Genomic DNA, 17,693 nt, shown 5'->3' on the forward strand with positions numbered 1-17,693 from the left:
TATTAACATGATTGAAATAAAACGAGGTTTCTTAGGTGATCGTATGATTAAGATAAAAGAAGTCAAAATTGATGGGGAATCTATTTTTGTATTTAATAGTGCGATTTATATTTTTGAGTCCAGTGAAGGCTGTACGTTAGAGTTGGATCTCATCGTTAGTGAAGTAGCGATTAGAAAGTATCAAAAGGAAGAAACATTAATTGTTGAAATTGAATTGGAAGATAATCGTTTGATCAGTTCCATCATGCATGTGAAAGTGGTGCCAGGAAAATTACCGATTATAAATTTATCTTATGAGATAGACAATCCCGATGAATTTCCTGATCTTCTGTGTGTTAATGAATATGATTCTAATTTTCCAAGAATTGATGAAAGGATTACAATAGAAGAAATACGAAAAATTGAAATGCCCAACGAAAAAATAAGTTTAAGGCTGAATCTTCCGATTGATCAAGTGGAGTGGTTGAGAGAGCAAAAAGGCAAAGATTTAAATCAAATTTTTAAAGATTTAATTTACGAGTATTGGGTAAAACAAAATTAGGAACAGTAAAGTAAATGATTCATGACAATTGTACATAGACACTATGTTTGATGAATGAATGTCCAAAAAAATAGGCATGCTTATGTAGTATAAGGCTGTATGAGTAAGGAGGAAAAGATATGTCTGAAGAACAAGTAGATGAAGTGAAGAAGCCAACTATGAAAAAAGCGATGGAAGGAGATATGATTGTAGTAAAAAAAGGTACTCAAGCTGGAAAAAAGGGAAAAGTGGTTGTTTCGCGTGAAAATTCAGTTATTATTGAGGTAGGCATTAATTCTAATACAGGAGAACCTATAAAAACCGTCGTTAATCATAAAAACTATAAGATTGTATCGTAAAATAAATTTTGACAAAATAAGGAACTATGTTTAGCAATCGAACATTAATTAGTAAGGAAATTTGCTTTCTTCATAACTTATTGGTATGATGGACATGAAATTATTTTTGTTCAATCAATAGATTAGATTAGTGACACATAAAGTTTTTCGTCTAAATCATCGAACAAGGATAGTAATAAAAAAGTGTTTAATACGCATTAGGAGGCAACAATTAATGGAACAAGGTAAAGTAAAATGGTTTAACTCAGAAAAAGGTTTTGGATTTATTGAACGCGAAGGTGCAGATGATGTATTTGTACACTTTTCAGCTATCCAAGGCGATGGATTCAAAACATTAGACGAAGGCCAAAGCGTAACATTTGAAGTTGAACAAGGTCAACGTGGACCACAAGCAGCTAACGTTCAAAAAGCTTAATAAAAGAGTGGCAGGCACCTTCCAATGGAATGTGCCTGTTTAGTTTTTAATTATTTATCTTTTTAAAAAACTCCCAAATGATACTTGAGGCATCGGGGCCAAGCGGGTCACAAAATTGGCCTTTTTTTCCCCCAGACCAAGCATGCCCCATTTCGTGAATTTCCCAATATTCAATGAATGTATTCCCTTGTGAATCTTGGTAAAGATGGTGCGTGTAGTTTCTTCCGTTCTTGGAACGATCCATTTTTACTTGTGAAGGGATGACATTGACTCTCCCTTGACCTTTTTCTAATAAATGATGCATTTGTGCCCATTGAATCACGAGCTGTTCACTATTAATGGGATTTACGGTCGTGTCATTCATTCCATGAAAAATAATAATTGGAAGTTTTTTTCTGATATTTGTTCGTGAAAGGGCTTTCTTCATTTCGAGAAAAGCTCTTTTGCCTGACTCATAAGGATCTTTTACCCCTTTTTTCATAACATGTTCGGCTTCTCGATTCCACGGGTCTTTCCACAAGTTAGTATTTGCAGCATCATAAGGTAAGCCGGCAAAAACAGCAATCCCCCTAAAGGTTTCAGGATACGTAACCCCTAAAATAGCAGCCATGGCTCCTCCTGCCGAAAAGCCGGCAACATAAACTTTCTTTCGATCGAGGTTAATGTTGTGTCTTTTTATTAATATTTTTTCAACTGCCGAAATCATATCCGTAATAACTTTCGGAAGTCCGGTGTCACGATGCTGGTTCTCATCTAAAAACCAGTTCCAACATCCAGCAAGATTGGATTTATGAGGCTCATCAAAAAGGGGATTAAAAAAGCGATTCATCGTGGGATAGAGGCAAATAAATTGCTCTTTCTCAGCAAGTTCGTTCATTCTTGTTTCCTCAGCAAATTGATCTGAATCTTGTTCACACCCATGTAGCATCACTACCATAGGTAAGGGGTTTTCTTTAGATGAAACATTCGGTATATAAAGTTTATACATAAACCCTTCAAATACCGATTCTTTAAACATTCCCATTCTCCACCCTCCTTATCCATTCGATCAAACATACTATTAAGGAGTAGGTTGTTGTACGGCAGGTAAATCTTTTAACATGTTATTATAACTTATGTTTAAGGTAGGCGTTTTGCCACACTTATCTGAAATTTAAACATAAATAGAAAATAGATATAGACAATAAATTCTGTTCTAACCAATCATTCCAACCCGTAATTATTTTATAAGGGGAACATAGCATCTTTACGTTTTACGTGGATTCCCATAGGAGGGATTAAAATGTGTGCTAATCGATTCCATTATCCGGATTTTGTTACGGTTTGTGAAGTAGGTCCACGAGATGGTTTACAAAATGAGAGGATATTTGTTTCTAGCGAAGATAAGATCGCATGGATCAATCAGCTATCGCATAGCGGGTTAAAGTATATAGAAATCACTTCATTTGTAAATCCTAAATGGATCCCTGCCTTGAAAGATGCGGAAGTAGTGGCGAAAGGAATCGAAAGGGTTTCAGGAGTAACATATTCTGCTCTAGTTCCAAACTTGAATGGCTTAGAAAAGGCAATTGAAACAAATATTGATGAAATTGCACTTTTTATTTCTGCGTCAGAAACCCATAATCGAAAAAATCTAAATAAGTCAATTGAGGATACTTTACCTCTAATAGAGGAAGTAGCAAAAGAAACAATATCAAATGGAAAGACCATTCGAGGGTATATTTCAACTGTATTTGGCTGTCCTTATGAAGGTAAGGTTGCAATGGATAAAATCATCAGAATTGCTGACACTTTATTTGAGATGGGAATTAGGGAATTATCGATTGGAGACACGGTTGGAATTGCTACACCATTACAAGTCGAAGAGGTTCTTGATGCTTTACTAAGAAGATTTCCTGCTGAGAAGGTGGCGATGCATTTTCATGATACAAGAGGGATGGCAATCGCCAATGTCCTGAAATCATTGGAAATGGGTATCACAAAATTCGATAGTTCGCTTGGAGGACTTGGTGGTTGTCCATACGCTCCAGGGGCTTCCGGTAACTTGGCAACCGATGATTTACTTTATTTGCTTGAGGGAATGGGCATAAAAACAAGTGTAGACTATGACAAAATGATAGAGGCAGCTAAATACATTCAAGATAAATTAAAAAAGTCTTTATCGAGTCACACAATACAAGCATTGTCAGCAGGAATGGGTAAATAAAAAAGCGAATAGCTTTTACGCCATTCGCTTCTGAGTTAAGTATAATTTAAAGAGTTTCTTTCCTTGCGGCTTTAGTTGAATGAGATCTCCCCAAATCACATATCGACTAAATTAGCATATTCTTCAACAATTTCCTGGTACGTACCAGTAGTAGTAATAAATCCTTCATTGTCGTCGTAGCAAGCTTCATGTGTTACTTTACTGAAGATATCTAGTACGACTTGATCCTCTTCCGTGAATTTTTGTTGACATTTTGCGCAAACATTTTCCATTTTAATTTCTCCTTCCCATTATTAAGAATTCACCTATATTCTACCATGTAAGCGTTGACAAAATATTTCAAACTGTGAACTTTTTGTGATTTTTTTAGAATCTTTGTAATAATATATCTATTTAATGTAAAAAATGTCTAATAAGTAAAAAAAAGACCCATTGAATAAGGTGGCAACCTCAAAACGTTAGAGTAACAATTCTAACTTTGGAGGTCGCCACCTTATGGGTCTATCATGTATGGTTCATGTTATCGGTTAACCTTTATTTCGATTTGTTGGCAACTTTGAACTTGGATCGTTATTGCCTTGTCGCTTGCGATTTTGTTCATCTTTCTTTTGCTTTTCATGTAATTTTTGAACAAACTCATTTGTGTTATCCATGCTAACTCCTCCTCATGATGTACTGCTTTTACTTTCTCCATTTTACTGAAAAACATGCAGGAATATGAGTGTATTCCTACTATGAGTTAGTTGGTTTATTTATAATAGCCATAATTGATATGGCTTCACCCGTTTTTTGATTTTCTTGTGTCATCGTTGTCGATAAATAAGAGATAAAACTCCCAAACTTTTGCACTTTTGCTTCTATTTCGACCAGTCCAAGCTGTAAAGGTTGATGAAAGGTGGTAGCAATATTAATAGATGAAAAGGTTTGGTTTTCGTTTATTAGAGTGGTAATGGCATAAGACATCATAATATCTACTGTTGCGGTTATAAACCCACCTATCACAATCCCGTTTGCATTCAGGAGATGTTCTTCAATTTTCCAATGTCCAATGGCCTGACCGTCTTTAGCCTCAATTAGACTTATTCCAAGCAATCTGTCACATTTTGGTGGTTCTATCTCTTTTGAGATCACTTTATGTAAATTAATCAAATTTACGATCATTCCCTTCTTTTCTTTAGAAAATTGAATGCTCTCAAAAAAGAGTCGAGACAATGGTTTTAATGTTCAAATCACATCTTACCTTATAGAAATTAAATTTGGTAGAATTTTGTGTTAATTACTATTATCTGAAAATTAACTGACAGGTAAGCTCCGAAAGTTTCACTTCATCTTAACAAATGATGAATTCTAATGAAATACCAATTGTCATGGGAGGGGAATCTTAGTAGAAAGGCTGAATTGTTCTGTATATATATTAATAGTTATTAGTTAATATCAATCTAATCGTTTTATTTTGTGTCTCTCCTAAAAGTACAATAGTTCACCCTGGGTAAAAAATATATTGAAAATTACTATTTTTGCAGTATAATGAACCTCATATCTTTTTTAAAAAGCATAGGGGGATTGCAAATGAAAGCTTTAGAGAGAGCAAGTACGTTTGCGGGTAACACGTTTGCCTATTGGGTAATTTTGTTTGCCGCATTAGCATTATTATTTCCAGGGGGATTTACTTGGATTGGATCTTATATTAGTTTATTGTTAGGAATTATTATGTTCGGAATGGGGATGACATTATCAGCTTCTGATTTTAAGGAAGTTATAAGTGCTCCTAAAAAAGTTCTCGTTGGGGTTTTGGCTCAATTTACTATTATGCCTTTTACTGCTTTTGGTCTCGCTTATCTCCTTGGGTTACCGCCTGAAATTGCTGTAGGGGTTATCCTAGTTGGTTCGTGTCCAGGAGGTACATCTTCCAATGTAATGACATTTTTGGCAAGAGGGAATACTGCATTATCCGTTACGATTACATCCTGTACGACTCTTTTAGCACCGTTAGTCACGCCTGCCCTTACTTTAATGTTGGCAAGTCAGTGGTTACCAGTCTCAGCAGGTGCGATGTTTAAATCGGTTGTAACCATTGTTCTGTTGCCAATCATCCTTGGTTTAATTGCAAAGTCTTTATTCAGCAAGCAGGTTGAAAAAGGTGCTAAAGCTTTACCTTTAGTTTCAGTTATTGGGATCGTTGCGATTGTGGCAGCTGTTGTAAGTGGAAGCAAGGAAAAAATTCTTGAAAGTGGTTTGCTTATTTTAGCGGTCGTTATTTTGCACAATGCACTTGGATACCTACTTGGGTTTTTCGCTGCAAAACTATTAAAAATGAATTATGCTGATCAAAAGGCTGTATCAATTGAAGTTGGAATGCAAAACTCTGGTCTTGCTACAGCGCTTGCGATGGCTCACTTCTCACCACTTGCTGCCGTACCAGGTGCTATTTTTAGCGTTTGGCATAATGTATCTGGCTCTCTATTAGCTAACTATTGGGGCAAAAAAGCTAAGAAGATGGAAGAAGAACAAAATACAACTTCTCCTTGAGATTCAATAAAGACTTAGTAATATCGTTTTTTTAAATCATGTTTGAAAGTCTGTCATTTCGTTCATAAAGGTAATAGAGAATTCCATTTACTTAAAGGAAGTGCCTTATGAACGATTGGTTGTCAGGACTAGCAAATTCCAATGAGCAGTTGGTTGGACTTGTGTTAACGATAGTAGCGATCGTTTTCTTAGTATCGATTTTACGTTCTGTTTTCCGCATGCTGATGCCTGTGTTGGTTATTGGATTAGTGATGGTAGTGTTTCTAGGGTTTACTCCCGCTCAAGTGATTCATAAAGGGAAGCAAACGGTCATGGACGGAGGCCAGTTCCTTTTAAATGGAATAGCTTCTTTTTTTGAACCAGATGTCAGTGGACCGGATATCTATGAGAAAAAAGATGGACTAGAAATCCCTCCTGAACATGATCCATTCAAGGACGGAGAAGAGATTCCAAGTGGAAAAGAAACAGATATCGATATTTTTCGAAGCCAAGAGGATGAGGATTTAGTCAATAAGCTATAGCGATTCAAACGAAAAGCCGGTTTTTCACTTAGTGAAAACCGGCTTTTCGTTTTACTTTTTTAGTAACTAATCAATTCGCGGACCGCGTAGGCAAATCCATTCTCATTGTTTGTCATTGTAATGACATCTGCTTCTTGTTTAACTTGAAATGGGGCATTTTCCATAGCTACTGATGTAGTAGCGACTTTAAATTGTTCCACATCGTTTCCGCCATCCCCAAAAGCAAAGATCTCTTCGAAAGGTTCTTCGGCTAATTCTTGATAACGTAGTAAAGCTGCTCCTTTATTCGCTTCAATCGAAGTAAATTCGACATTATTTGGATGAGAGGAAGCCATAGATAACTCTAGCTTTCCATGGATTGCTTCTTTAGCAGCATCTATTTTTTCTAATTGATCTTTGCGTGAGACAGCCATAACTTTGTAAATTTTAATGCCTTCATTTTCAAGAATTTGATCATAATTGTAATTGGCAAAAATCGGCTCAATTTCCTCAGGGCTCTTATCTTGAATTTCTGGATTCCGACAAGGGAAACCACCTTGATTCGTATAGACCATGACCCATAATCCCAAATCTAGTAAAATTGGAAGCAACTTTTTGTACATATCTACTGGTAAGGAAGCTTCAAAAAGCACCTCTCTGTTGCTTGAGTAGATAACCGTTCCATTAATGCTGATAATGGGTGTTTGTAACTGTTGGATTTCAGAAAATTTAATCACATCTTCGATAGCGCGTCCAGTATTAATAATAATTCGGTGTCCTTGAGCTTTTAATTCTTGAAGAACTTGAAAGTTTTCTTCAGGAATTTGATGGTTTGTGTTTAATAAAGTACCGTCTAAATCAATTGAGAAGCATTTCATTGTATGTAAGTTCCTTTCAGTGATGCCAGTTTGTAATTTTGATTAAGTGTTTTATTTTATTTCTTTCCACCAGGAAATTTTTGTTGCTCAAGCATATCTGCTGTTTCATGGTAGTAGGATTGATTAAAGAAAGTTGCAACAAATTCTGTCCAAGTACCTGAACGGTTATTTCCGGATCTTTCTTGTAAGTATTTTGCATAGATTTCGTTATATTCCTCTAAAATAGGGAGCAATTCATGTTGATAGGCTTCCTCATGATAAACAGACTGCTTAGGCAGACGTGGTTTTAGCCCGGGATCTTGAGCAGGATGTCCAATGCAAAGGCCTGAAACCGGAATGACATATGGAGGAAGATTTAGTTCTTCAATAACCTGAAGTGCATTTCTGCGAATCCCTCCGATCGCTACTGTACCAAGACCGAATGATTCAGCAGCAGCAACCGCGGTTCCAAGTGCAATGCCAACATCAGTAACTCCAACAATAAGGGAGTCGATATCATGAATTGCTTCCATTGATTTATTTTCCATTTGGCTTGCTAAATATGTACGATAAAAATCAGCGCAGAACACAAAGAAAACAGGTGCTTCCTCAATATGTTTTTGATTTCCACAAAGCTGAGCTAACCTTTTCTTCCGTTCCGGATCTTTAACAGCAACAATAGAGAATTGTTGTCCATTAATCCAATTTGGCGCAGCTTGGACAGTCTGAACAATTTGTTCCAACTGCTCGTCTTCTACAGGTTTATCTTCATAGGCCCGAATTGAACGGTGGGATAATAATGATTTAATTACTTCGTTCACAAAGATAGACCTCCTTAATAATTAATTCTATTGTAGATTCTATCATAAACAACTGGAGTTTTCACAAAACCAACCTCATTAGATGAAGGACAAATCATTAAAGAGGATGAAACATATAGTTTCACCCTCTACTGGAAGCTACCTTCCATTATTATTGTACACAGTCCAGCCTGTCCCATTAATTTGTTGGGATGAGTGAATGATTTTTTCCATTACCCGGTCCGCATCACCCCCGTTTAGTGGGACAGGTTGATAATTATTTCTATCGGAAACAGAGGAAATTGAAAAGGGAATAACAGTAATATTTTTTTCAGTTGTTAGATTATCATCAGTAAAATGAAAGGTTTGTTGGAAGACAAACGTGTCTTTATCACTAGGATTTCGGTTTCCTCCAAACATAAAGTTTCCTAGGCTATAGACAATAAATTTTCCCTCGTATTCTTCTATACCTTGAATAACGTGTGGGTGGTGACCAAGGATTAGATCTGCACCAGCATCAACCGTAAATCTGGCCAATGATTTCTGAGATTCGGTTGGAACATATTGCCGTTCAACACCCCAATGATAATGGACTAGAACGATTTGCACACCCTGATCTCTTAATAATTTTATATCTTTCTCTATTTGACTGCGAATCTCAGGAGTGTCATACCATCCTTCATAACCTAATGCTCCAATCTTAATCCCTTTTATTGTGGTGACGTATCTGTGTTCGTAACCGAAGTAACCGATTTGATGTTTTTTCAATACAGAAAGAGTATCTTTGTAACCTGTTTCTGAATAGTCATGAATATGATTATTTGCTAGATTGACTGCTTCAATTCCGCCTAACTGTAAGATTTCAGCATAGGAGGGATCGCCTTTAAATCTAAACTTTTTCTGAGCCTTTTTAGTAGACGTGGTCAAAGTGGTTTCAAGGTTGACCGTCGTAAAGTCATCCTTTAGAAAAATATCTTTAACCCCTTTAACAAAATAAGAGTAACCATTATTATCAGCTTCTTCAACGAAAGAACCTGAATAACCAAAGGATTCATCTGTGCCAATTGTAAAATCACCTGCTGCACTTATTGTAATGCTTGTTTCCTGCTTGATTGGTGGTTTATTATAAGACTGATTATCGTTACTAGCAGGTAGTTCCTTTGAATGAAAATCGATATAAAAAATAATCCCTAATCCAATAATGAGCGGAAGTCCGGTCCCTAATAGAATAAAGCTAAATCGTTTTAATCTTTTGTGCCTGTACTTGTTTTTCCTCGATAATTGATCATTTGCCACTAATATCTCCACCTCTTACAGAATGAATATAAAGCTATCAACCGAGCAATCGTCAAAAAAATGTTTTCATCCTACGATATGAAGGGAAGATAACGAACATGCTATATAGAATGAAATAACTCGGATAGATGCACAACCAAAAGGGGGAGGATCCATTATTTTTTTGCAAAATGGACTTTTTTGGTGTAGAATAGTTCTGTAACGAACAGTTCAAAAATGAACAGTGTAAAATATACAGAATATTCAGGTTGGATATTGTAATGGAAAATAACTTAGAAATATTGTTAAGTGGTAAGCATTTTAAAAAATTGTATGAAAAAAAATACTTTCCTATTTTCAAGAAGTATGACATCACAAAAATTGAAATTGAAATATTATTATTCTTGCAACATAACCGATCCTATGATACGGCTAGAGACATTGTTGAGTTAAAATCTTATACGAAATCACACGTTTCTAAGGCAATCGATTCTTTAATTAAGAATGGCTATTTAATAGGAAAGCTAGATGAACATGACAGAAGGAGTATTCATTTAGAAATTCCTCCTAGAGCGCAACCGATTGTCCAAGAGGCGTTGCAATTACGTAACAGTCTTTTAGACATTCTATTTAAAAATATGAGCAATGAGGAAAAATTATTTTTAGATCAAATTGCTAGAAAAATAGATTGCAATATTAAAGAAGCCTTAGAAAACGAAAAAATTAATTAAAAAATTCAACCATTTTATTTAAAGGTATTTTTTTACAAGAGAAGAAATATACACTATAGACAAACATAGACTTAGGACAAAGAGAATCAATAAAGAGGACGAAAGGGAGGAAAAAGATCTGATGAGTAAAGAGGAAATGATTGAGAATTACACAAAAAAGTATAGTGAAATTACGACTGAACATAGCTCCATCGAGAGTCAGCTGTATGATGACTTTGGAGTAAAAAGGGGACTGAGAGATAAAAACGGAAAAGGGGTACTTGCTGGATTAACGAAAATTTCTGACATTCGTTCGAATGAGGAAGTTGATGGCAAGCTAGTTCCATGTGAAGGACAACTCTATTATCGTGGATATAATATTTATGATTTAGTTAGTGGATTTGAATCACATCGCAGATATGGATTTGAGGAAATTACTTACTTGCTATTATTTGGCGAACTTCCAACACAAGATCAACTAAAAGAATTTTCACAAATTCTTTTAGAAAGCAGCCATCTGCCTAGAAATTTCACTAGAGACGTTATTATGAAAGCCCCAAGTAAAGATATTATGAATTCTTTAACAAAGAGTATATTGACACTAGCTTCTTATGATAAACAGGTAGATGATTTGTCTTTAGATAATGTATTAAGACAATGCTTAAAGTTAATTAGTACGTTCCCAAGATTATCTGTATATGGTTATCACGCTTATCGCCATTTTGATTGTGATGATAGTCTTTATATCCATAGACCAGATCCGAACTTATCAATGGCGGAAAATATTTTGCGCATGTTACGACCTGATATGAAATTCACAGATCTTGAAGCACGTGTGCTTGATATTGCTTTAGTCTTACATATGGAGCATGGTGGTGGAAATAACTCTACATTTACAACAAGAGTCGTGTCTTCAGCAGGTTCGGATACTTATTCGGTCATTGCAGCAGCATTATCTTCATTAAAAGGTCCAAAACATGGCGGAGCTAATATCAAAGTAGTTGAAATGATGGCAGACATTAAAGCCAACGTGAAAGACATTAATGATGAAGATGAAGTTAGAAATTATTTAACGAGAATGTTAAACAAAGAGGTATTTGACAAACGTGGTTTAATTTACGGAATGGGACACGCAGTTTATTCGATTTCTGATCCACGAGCTCAAGTGTTTAAAGGATTTGTTGAAAAATTAGCACTTGAAAAACACCGCGATAATGATTTCGGACTATACTCGATGGTTGCAAAATTAGCGCCAGAAGTGATTGGTGAAAAGCGTCGTATTTATAAAGGAGTTAGTGCAAACGTTGACTTTTACAGTGGTCTTGTCTACAGCATGTTAAATATCCCAGTTGAGCTCTACACACCAATTTTTGCGATGGCAAGAATTGTCGGCTGGAGTGCACACCGTTTAGAAGAATTGATCAATGTAGACAAAATTATTCGCCCAGCCTATAAAAGCATTATGGAAGAAAAAGAATATAAGGATGTTAGCGAACGCTAATAAATGTAGTGCCAATTACCATTCAATTTGGATGGTAATTGGCACTTTTTATATGAAAAAATTGCTATATTAGACAAGTAAAGGTTCCCTCAAAAGTGTTAAAATGATAATATATTACACAGTTTGGTAAAAAATAAATAACATATTTTTGTTTATGTCAAAAAGAATTGAGGGATTTATGTATGAAATGGGGCAAGCTTTTTTATTGGCTACTACTACTAGTAGCGGTTTTGATGCTTTCTGCTTGTGGTTCTTCTTTAAAAAGTCAAGAAGAAAAAGAGCAAAATAATGGAGGCCAACAGGAAGTAAAGAAGTCGAATACAGAAGAACCATCTAAAGTAGAAACCACTCCACCTGAACCAATAGTGCAAACGATACAATTATCAGCAGTCGGTGATATTTTAATTCATGAAGATCTTTACAATGCAGCAAGTGTAGGGAATAACCAGTATGATTTTACCCCTATGTTTGAACTAGTAAAGCCGTATATGGAAGGCGCTGATATTACGTTTGCAAATCAGGAAACGATGATTGGGGGAGTAGAGCTCGGCTTATCAACCTATCCTGCCTTTAATAGCCCAGTTGAAATCGGAGATGCCTTAAAGAATTCAGGGGTTGATATTGTTTCAATTGCCAACAATCACACTTTAGATAGGAGAGAACAGGCCGTACTAAACTCAATCGATCATTGGAATAAAATTGGTATGCTTTATACAGGTGCCTATTCTTCTTTTGAAGACCAAAAATCTATTCGTGTAATCGAAAAAGATGGGATCAAGGTTGCATTTATCGCGTATACATATGGCACAAATGGGATCCCGGTACCAGAGGGGAAAGAATATCTTGTAAATCTTATTGATAAACAAAGAATAAAAGACGAAATTGACAGGGCAGAAGAAATTGCAGATGTTGTAGCGGTAAGTCTTCATTTCGGCAATGAATATGAAAGAATGCCGAATGAAGCTCAGAAGGAATTGGTGCAATTTTCCGTTGATGAAGGAGCGGATCTTATTATTGGAACACATCCGCACGTTTTACAACCTTTCTCATGGGTTCAAGGAAAAGATGGAAATAGAGCTTATGTCATGTATTCGCTCGGGAATTTCTTTTCTGGTCAAATCGGTGAATATAAGCAAATGGGTGGCATTGCTTCCATAGAAATTGAAAAAGTAATCGATGGAGAACAAATAGATATTACATTAAAAAATCCAAAGTTTTTACCAACCTATGTAAGACGGCAGAAAGATTTTAAAATTATCCCGATGCACTTATTAACGAATGATGATGTTAAAAATCCACAAGGATTACTTGAAGATTTAAAAAGACACATGTCACAAGAGGTTCCAGAGTTGGAGTTTGTTAGTTAAATTCCCTAATTTTTTCCTACAATAAGACACTATCTGTCCTAAATCTTTATTGATATTAAAAGGTTTTTCATCAAAATGATGCAAGAAGCTAATATTTCAAAAATTTCTAGAGGAAGATTTCTGAAGATATGGTCATAATAAAGTTGTTCACATTGAAAAGGGGGATTTGGGATGAATATAGAATGGTTTGACAGAGTTTGTGGAGAATTACAGGACAGTCTTGAGTCCATTTGTGATAAATACGATGAAAATGGCGGAATGACTGTAGAGCGAGGAGCAAAACATCCTAGAATCGACTTTTTTATTGATAGCGAAGAGACAGAAAGAGAGTATTTTTGTTCGCTTTATTTTGATCCGCGAAATGAAGAATTCTATATGGAGTCTGTAGATCCAGAGCTAGGCTTTTCCAGTAAAGTGATTTTAGATGACATAGATGATATTATTGATGCTGTTCACGAAAGCTTCCATTTTTATATTGAGGAAGACGATGAAGAAGATTTAAACGTTGATGATTACGACTCAGTATATGATGATATAGAAGACGAAGAGGATGACTTGATTTTAGAAGAAGTTGATGTTGAATGGGAGACTTCTGAAGTAACTGCTTATTACAAGGAGGATGAAGTCGAAGTTACTTATCAGTTCGGAATTGTTCAAGAAACAGGCGATGGTGTCCTAAAACGGATAAATCGAATACGTACTGAAGATGATGAATTGTTACTAGACGAAACCAACTTTATCTTTGGTCGAGAAGAAGCAGGTACCATCATTTCATTAATTGCTAGCCATATATAAGGAGAGAGGGAGGTTTATTATGGTTAAACCAAAAGAGCCTCCCTCTATAAATGAATTTTTACAATAAAGAACTATTTCTCAAATATTTTTTGCCAATTTCCTTTAAGTTTTTTATCCTCTAACTTGCTAGAGATATTAACTACTTTTTCTTCGATATATAGCAAGCTTTTATAAACATTAGTAAACGAATGATATTCTCTTTCGTACTTCTCATCTTGCTCCTGTTTTATTTCATTTAAAGTTTGCTTTATTCCATTTATTTCATTTAAAAGCTGCTCGTTTTGTTCTTTCATATTTTTTTGCTGCAGTCGTGATTGTTCGTTTTGCTGAACTAAAAAGCTAAGGAGCTTTTTGATGTCAGTTAGTTCATGATCGATGGATTGGAGTGATCGATGATCTTCACTAAAACCTTCAAAGGTATTAGGAATTCGCATATCTATTTCATGCTGTTTTTTTCCGTCCGAATTCTTTTTAACAGAAATAGATGTGGAGATTCGCTTTAATTTCTGTTTATCCAAAGCATTTATTTTATATCGATTACCTTTCTTTTTAAGTTTTAAGTACTTACGACGTTTATGAAGAACCCTTTTTAAACGATTCACAGAATTAAGGCTTATTTCCCTATCTATCGTTAAATACTGATTCATCATGTTTCAGCACCTTTCTTTATAATAAACAATTCGAACTAACAACAAAAAACTAATATATTTTATTATCTTATCAGTAATTTATATTTTAACATAATTCAGAAATTATTTGATAACTTGTGTAATATTTTATAAAACAAATATTCAAAAAAGTAAATGTGGAATTTAGAAAAGCACTAAAAAAGCAACCTTACAATAGGTTGCTTTTTTAGTTATTCCTGTGTTGTTCCACTCTTTTTCTTTATTTCCGGTTGATGATTTACAAGATTTTTGTTTACGATGGGCTGAACATTGTGAGTTCTAGTTTCCCAAATACTGTACTTAATGCTACCGGACCTATTATGATCGTTACGATCCAATTTATATTCGCCACCTTTATGAATAAAATGAAAGACGATGTAAGGCTAACTATCTAGTTATGAACTCTTAGCTTGTTCTAGGGCATGCTGGATATCAATTAATCCACTGCCAAAATCAATATCCTTTCCAGGTCTGCCAAGATCGTAGGCTGTATTTTCAATAATATCCATGACCTCTCGGTTCGTTAAATCAGGATTTACAGCCAATAAAAGCCCAGCTAAACCTGCTACATGAGGTGATGCCATTGAGGTACCAGATAAGGCTGCGTATTGTTGGTTAAAGTAAGTGCTTGCTATGATATCACCAGGAGCACTGACATCAATGTAATCTCCGAAATTAGAAAATGAAGCTCGATTTCCTGTATAATCAATCGCTGCAACACTCAATACTTGAGGATAAGAAGCAGGGTAACTAGGTCGACTCGTATTTTCATTTCCCGCTGCAGCAATTAAAACAACATTTTGGTCGTACGCATAATTGATCGCCTCTTTTAACAGAGAAGATGATTGGTAGTTCCCCAAACTCATGTTAATCACATCAGCTCCATGATCAACTGCCCAGATGATTCCTTTGGCGATATCAAAGGAAGTGCCATACCCTTCAGCACCGATTGCCTTAATTGGCATAACTTTGTTATACCAAGTTAATCCAGCAACACCTTCACGGTTGTTTGTCTCAGAGGCAATGATTCCAGCCACATGGGTACCGTGTCCATTGTCATCATCAGCAAAATCATTGTTTTCTACTACATTGTATCCTTTTGTTAACCGGCCCTTTAAATCAGGATGATTCAGATCCACTCCTGTGTCTATTACGGCAATAATGACATCTTCTTTTCCTTTTGAAATGCCCCAGCCTTCCTCTGTACGAATAACAGGAAAATTCCATTGATATTGTTCCTGATACAACAAATCGTTCGGGAGGTCAATTTGGTTTTGCATATACAAATAATGGGGCTCTGCATATTCTACATTTGCTTGCTTCGTAAAGTATGCCATTAAATCCGCGGTTGAAAGGGTATCGGATTGAAAGGTAATGATTGAATTTAACTTATTTACTTTTTTTCCACGGATCTCATTTGAGAGGTTTTCTAGTTCCTGCTCCGTAGGTTCAACCTTAAATTTAACAATGACTTCATTCTCTTGATAGTGGCTCTCCGTTTTTTCATCATGTTTAATTAGATAAACGGAAGGATCATTTCTTAAATGATTCTTGATCGTTTCTCCCATAGCAAGACTATTCACTTGTAGAATATGTTTGTCATTGTTTTTTAATTGGACCGGGCTAGCCATTGGGGTAACTGATCTATCGCCAATAGGCTCACTGGCCTCCTGGTTTGATGATCTGTTTTGAAAAAGTAATATAGATGCTACTGATAAAAGAACAATAAATGAAATGAGATAAAGTAAGGGTTTCGAATTTTTCATAACATTCCCCTAACATATTATTTTAAAATTTAAAAGTTTCTTCTTAGATAGTCTCAACTAAAAAATAATTAATATTCCATGTAAGTTTTTTAATAAAAAGGAGGAGATGATTGTTCAATTTTTTGTGTAGAACACAAAATACTTTTTCAAAGGAAGGGGATTCTAATTTTAACCATATTGTTTTTTAGTAAAGGAGGGGTTTTTATGGAAATGGAACATATAGAAAAGGTTTCTTTTCATATGGAGAATGTAAAAGGAGAACTTATTGTAAAAGGAGAAATTAGCGGTAAAAGTAACTTCCCATTTCACGATGATTTAAAGTTTAAGGGGATTATTGCATTGCTAAATTCCATTGATAAAAAAAACTTCAAAGAAACAAATAATGGGTCAAAATTTAATTCCTACATAAAGGAAATCGAAGAAACGATTGATGAAATGAAAAAGTTTGAACAGTTTCAAGGAGAGGTAATTGAATAAAAAAAGGAGATGTCCGCTTTATTAGACGGACATCTTTCCTTTGCGTCATACCTAACGTCGATGTTGGATTAAGTCAATTGTACCGAGGACAACATGGGCTAAACCGAAACCAAAGACCGTGTTTGCCACCATTTTGTTGGAACCACGTTTTTGTTTTAGCGCATAGCCGGTTGTAGTAACGACAGAACCTAATACAGTTGGAATCATACCTTCACGAATATTCATGAGTATCCCTCCACATCTAAGTTAGTGGGTGCATATACACCGATTATTATCGTTTCCAAAACGACAGAATCTATGTAACATCTATAAACCTTTAAGGAAGGTATTTAAATATTGAAGGGCTTTTTCGCGACTTCCTATATAGGTTTGTTCTCGAATTTCGTCTTTTTTTAGTTTTTCTAAAGTGGCTTTCAGAATTTCTTCTTCCCTGCCTTTTGGAATGACAATGACTCCGTCTTCATCTCCTATAATTAGGTCACCTGGGCTTACGCTTACACCACCGCAGGAGATAGTTACCTGTAATTCCCCTCTTGCTCCTTTTGCGCTTGCTGAGACCGTAGCAGCACGACAAAAGACTGGAAAATCTAGGTCTCGAATTCCTTGGATATCACGGATGGCACCGTCAATAATAATTCCTTGCAAACCTAAGGATTTGATTAGGGCGATGACAAAATCCCCTGCAACGGCCCGTTCTGTAAAACCTTTCCCGTCTACAACCAATACGTCCCCCGGCTTCGCTTCTCTCATGCCCCTTAAAATACCTGTATTATCTCCTGGTGGAATATTAACAGTAAATGCCCTGCCAGCTATTTTAGAGTTACTTTTTAACGGCTTAATTCCAGTATCCATATGGTTATAACCTTTTAGTGCATCTGAAATTCCTGTTGTTGGTAAAGTTGAAAAAAGTTTTTCAATCGATGTCATCCTTGTATCTCCTTCCGAAAA

The 17,693-nt window shown here is 35.6% G+C and carries 22 protein-coding genes; 11 read left to right on the forward strand and 11 right to left on the reverse strand.

Annotation, left to right across the window (positions count from 1 at the left end; genetic code table 11):
• The first annotated feature begins 7 nt into the window (after window positions 1–7).
• The 3 genes from R4Z10_RS05745 (at window position 8) to R4Z10_RS05755 (ending at window position 1,294) form a co-directional block, all read left to right on the forward strand.
• The gene (locus R4Z10_RS05745) at window positions 8–541 is read left to right on the forward strand and encodes a hypothetical protein (protein ID WP_338472247.1); all 534 of its coding nucleotides are present in this window, start codon (window positions 8–10) and stop codon (window positions 539–541) included.
• A gap of 119 nt (window positions 542–660) precedes the next feature.
• Window positions 661–879, forward strand: coding sequence for a DUF2187 family protein (locus R4Z10_RS05750; protein ID WP_338472248.1), 219 nt, complete (start codon window positions 661–663; stop codon window positions 877–879).
• Window positions 880–1,093: 214 nt separating this feature from the next.
• Window positions 1,094–1,294 (forward strand): cold-shock protein, encoded by a 201-nt coding sequence (locus R4Z10_RS05755; RefSeq protein WP_338472249.1) that lies wholly within the window; start codon window positions 1,094–1,096, stop codon window positions 1,292–1,294.
• Between the two features lie 46 nt (window positions 1,295–1,340).
• On the opposite strand, the gene R4Z10_RS05760 is transcribed toward R4Z10_RS05755, so the two are convergent.
• A complete protein-coding gene (locus R4Z10_RS05760) occupies window positions 1,341–2,318 on the reverse strand; it encodes a PHB depolymerase family esterase (protein ID WP_338472250.1) in 978 nt (325 codons plus the stop codon).
• A gap of 258 nt (window positions 2,319–2,576) precedes the next feature.
• Here R4Z10_RS05760 and R4Z10_RS05765 point away from each other — a divergent pair, with 258 nt between their 5' ends.
• On the forward strand, window positions 2,577–3,500 hold the full coding sequence (locus R4Z10_RS05765) for a hydroxymethylglutaryl-CoA lyase (RefSeq protein ID WP_338472251.1): 924 nt from the start codon (window positions 2,577–2,579) through the stop codon (window positions 3,498–3,500).
• 95 nt (window positions 3,501–3,595) lie between these two features.
• Here R4Z10_RS05765 and R4Z10_RS05770 read toward each other — a convergent pair whose 3' ends face one another.
• From R4Z10_RS05770 to R4Z10_RS05780, 3 genes are all read right to left on the reverse strand, one after another.
• On the reverse strand, window positions 3,596–3,772 hold the full coding sequence (locus R4Z10_RS05770; protein WP_338472252.1) for a hypothetical protein: 177 nt from the start codon (window positions 3,770–3,772) through the stop codon (window positions 3,596–3,598).
• Between the two features lie 255 nt (window positions 3,773–4,027).
• Window positions 4,028–4,153, reverse strand: coding sequence for a DUF4023 domain-containing protein (locus R4Z10_RS05775; RefSeq protein ID WP_338472253.1), 126 nt, complete (start codon window positions 4,151–4,153; stop codon window positions 4,028–4,030).
• 79 nt (window positions 4,154–4,232) lie between these two features.
• Window positions 4,233–4,661 carry a PaaI family thioesterase gene (locus R4Z10_RS05780; protein WP_338472254.1) on the reverse strand — a complete coding sequence of 143 codons (429 nt, stop codon included), beginning with the start codon at window positions 4,659–4,661 and terminating at the stop codon, window positions 4,233–4,235.
• A 408-nt stretch (window positions 4,662–5,069) separates the two neighbouring features.
• Here R4Z10_RS05780 and R4Z10_RS05785 point away from each other — a divergent pair, with 408 nt between their 5' ends.
• Both R4Z10_RS05785 and R4Z10_RS05790 read left to right on the forward strand, forming a co-directional pair.
• The gene (locus R4Z10_RS05785) at window positions 5,070–6,029 is read left to right on the forward strand and encodes a bile acid:sodium symporter family protein (RefSeq protein ID WP_338472255.1); all 960 of its coding nucleotides are present in this window, start codon (window positions 5,070–5,072) and stop codon (window positions 6,027–6,029) included.
• Between the two features lie 107 nt (window positions 6,030–6,136).
• Window positions 6,137–6,550 carry a hypothetical protein gene (locus R4Z10_RS05790; RefSeq protein WP_338472256.1) on the forward strand — a complete coding sequence of 138 codons (414 nt, stop codon included), beginning with the start codon at window positions 6,137–6,139 and terminating at the stop codon, window positions 6,548–6,550.
• Between the two features lie 59 nt (window positions 6,551–6,609).
• Here the strand turns inward: R4Z10_RS05790 and R4Z10_RS05795 are convergent, their stop codons facing one another.
• The 3 genes from R4Z10_RS05795 to R4Z10_RS05805 all read right to left on the reverse strand — a co-directional run bounded on the left by R4Z10_RS05795 (window position 6,610) and on the right by R4Z10_RS05805 (window position 9,482).
• Window positions 6,610–7,407, reverse strand: a complete 798-nt coding sequence (locus R4Z10_RS05795; RefSeq protein WP_338472257.1) for a Cof-type HAD-IIB family hydrolase — start codon at window positions 7,405–7,407, stop codon at window positions 6,610–6,612.
• 56 nt (window positions 7,408–7,463) lie between these two features.
• A complete protein-coding gene (locus R4Z10_RS05800; protein ID WP_338472258.1) occupies window positions 7,464–8,207 on the reverse strand; it encodes an NADPH-dependent oxidoreductase in 744 nt (247 codons plus the stop codon).
• Between the two features lie 138 nt (window positions 8,208–8,345).
• On the reverse strand, window positions 8,346–9,482 hold the full coding sequence (locus R4Z10_RS05805; protein ID WP_338472259.1) for a CapA family protein: 1,137 nt from the start codon (window positions 9,480–9,482) through the stop codon (window positions 8,346–8,348).
• Between the two features lie 260 nt (window positions 9,483–9,742).
• On the opposite strand from R4Z10_RS05805, the gene R4Z10_RS05810 reads away from it, so the two are divergent.
• The 4 genes from R4Z10_RS05810 (at window position 9,743) to R4Z10_RS05825 (ending at window position 13,834) form a co-directional block, all read left to right on the forward strand.
• Complete coding sequence (locus R4Z10_RS05810) at window positions 9,743–10,192, forward strand: winged helix DNA-binding protein (protein ID WP_338472260.1); 450 nt, start codon at window positions 9,743–9,745, stop codon at window positions 10,190–10,192.
• Between the two features lie 121 nt (window positions 10,193–10,313).
• Entirely contained in the window at window positions 10,314–11,672 is a 1,359-nt protein-coding gene (locus R4Z10_RS05815; protein ID WP_338472261.1) for a citrate/2-methylcitrate synthase, read from the forward strand.
• A 182-nt stretch (window positions 11,673–11,854) separates the two neighbouring features.
• Window positions 11,855–13,039 (forward strand): CapA family protein, encoded by a 1,185-nt coding sequence (locus tag R4Z10_RS05820; RefSeq protein WP_338472262.1) that lies wholly within the window; start codon window positions 11,855–11,857, stop codon window positions 13,037–13,039.
• Window positions 13,040–13,210: 171 nt separating this feature from the next.
• Complete coding sequence (locus R4Z10_RS05825; RefSeq protein WP_338472263.1) at window positions 13,211–13,834, forward strand: hypothetical protein; 624 nt, start codon at window positions 13,211–13,213, stop codon at window positions 13,832–13,834.
• A 71-nt stretch (window positions 13,835–13,905) separates the two neighbouring features.
• On the opposite strand, the gene R4Z10_RS05830 is transcribed toward R4Z10_RS05825, so the two are convergent.
• Window positions 13,906–14,481: a hypothetical protein gene (locus tag R4Z10_RS05830; RefSeq protein ID WP_338472264.1), complete on the reverse strand. Its 576-nt coding sequence runs from the start codon at window positions 14,479–14,481 to the stop codon at window positions 13,906–13,908.
• Between the two features lie 416 nt (window positions 14,482–14,897).
• The gene (locus tag R4Z10_RS05835; protein WP_338472265.1) at window positions 14,898–16,268 is read right to left on the reverse strand and encodes a S8 family peptidase; all 1,371 of its coding nucleotides are present in this window, start codon (window positions 16,266–16,268) and stop codon (window positions 14,898–14,900) included.
• 204 nt (window positions 16,269–16,472) lie between these two features.
• Here R4Z10_RS05835 and R4Z10_RS05840 point away from each other — a divergent pair, with 204 nt between their 5' ends.
• The gene (locus R4Z10_RS05840; protein WP_338472266.1) at window positions 16,473–16,745 is read left to right on the forward strand and encodes a hypothetical protein; all 273 of its coding nucleotides are present in this window, start codon (window positions 16,473–16,475) and stop codon (window positions 16,743–16,745) included.
• Window positions 16,746–16,796: 51 nt separating this feature from the next.
• On the opposite strand, the gene R4Z10_RS05845 is transcribed toward R4Z10_RS05840, so the two are convergent.
• Together R4Z10_RS05845 and R4Z10_RS05850 are read right to left on the reverse strand one after the other, a co-directional pair.
• Window positions 16,797–16,970: an asparagine synthase gene (locus R4Z10_RS05845; protein WP_338472267.1), complete on the reverse strand. Its 174-nt coding sequence runs from the start codon at window positions 16,968–16,970 to the stop codon at window positions 16,797–16,799.
• An 81-nt stretch (window positions 16,971–17,051) separates the two neighbouring features.
• Window positions 17,052–17,672, reverse strand: a complete 621-nt coding sequence (locus tag R4Z10_RS05850; protein WP_338472268.1) for an RraA family protein — start codon at window positions 17,670–17,672, stop codon at window positions 17,052–17,054.
• Window positions 17,673–17,693: the final 21 nt, after the last annotated feature.

Source organism: Niallia sp. XMNu-256 (assembly GCF_036670015.1).
In the GTDB taxonomy this organism is placed as follows: Bacteria; Bacillota; Bacilli; order Bacillales; family Cytobacillaceae; genus Bacillus_BD.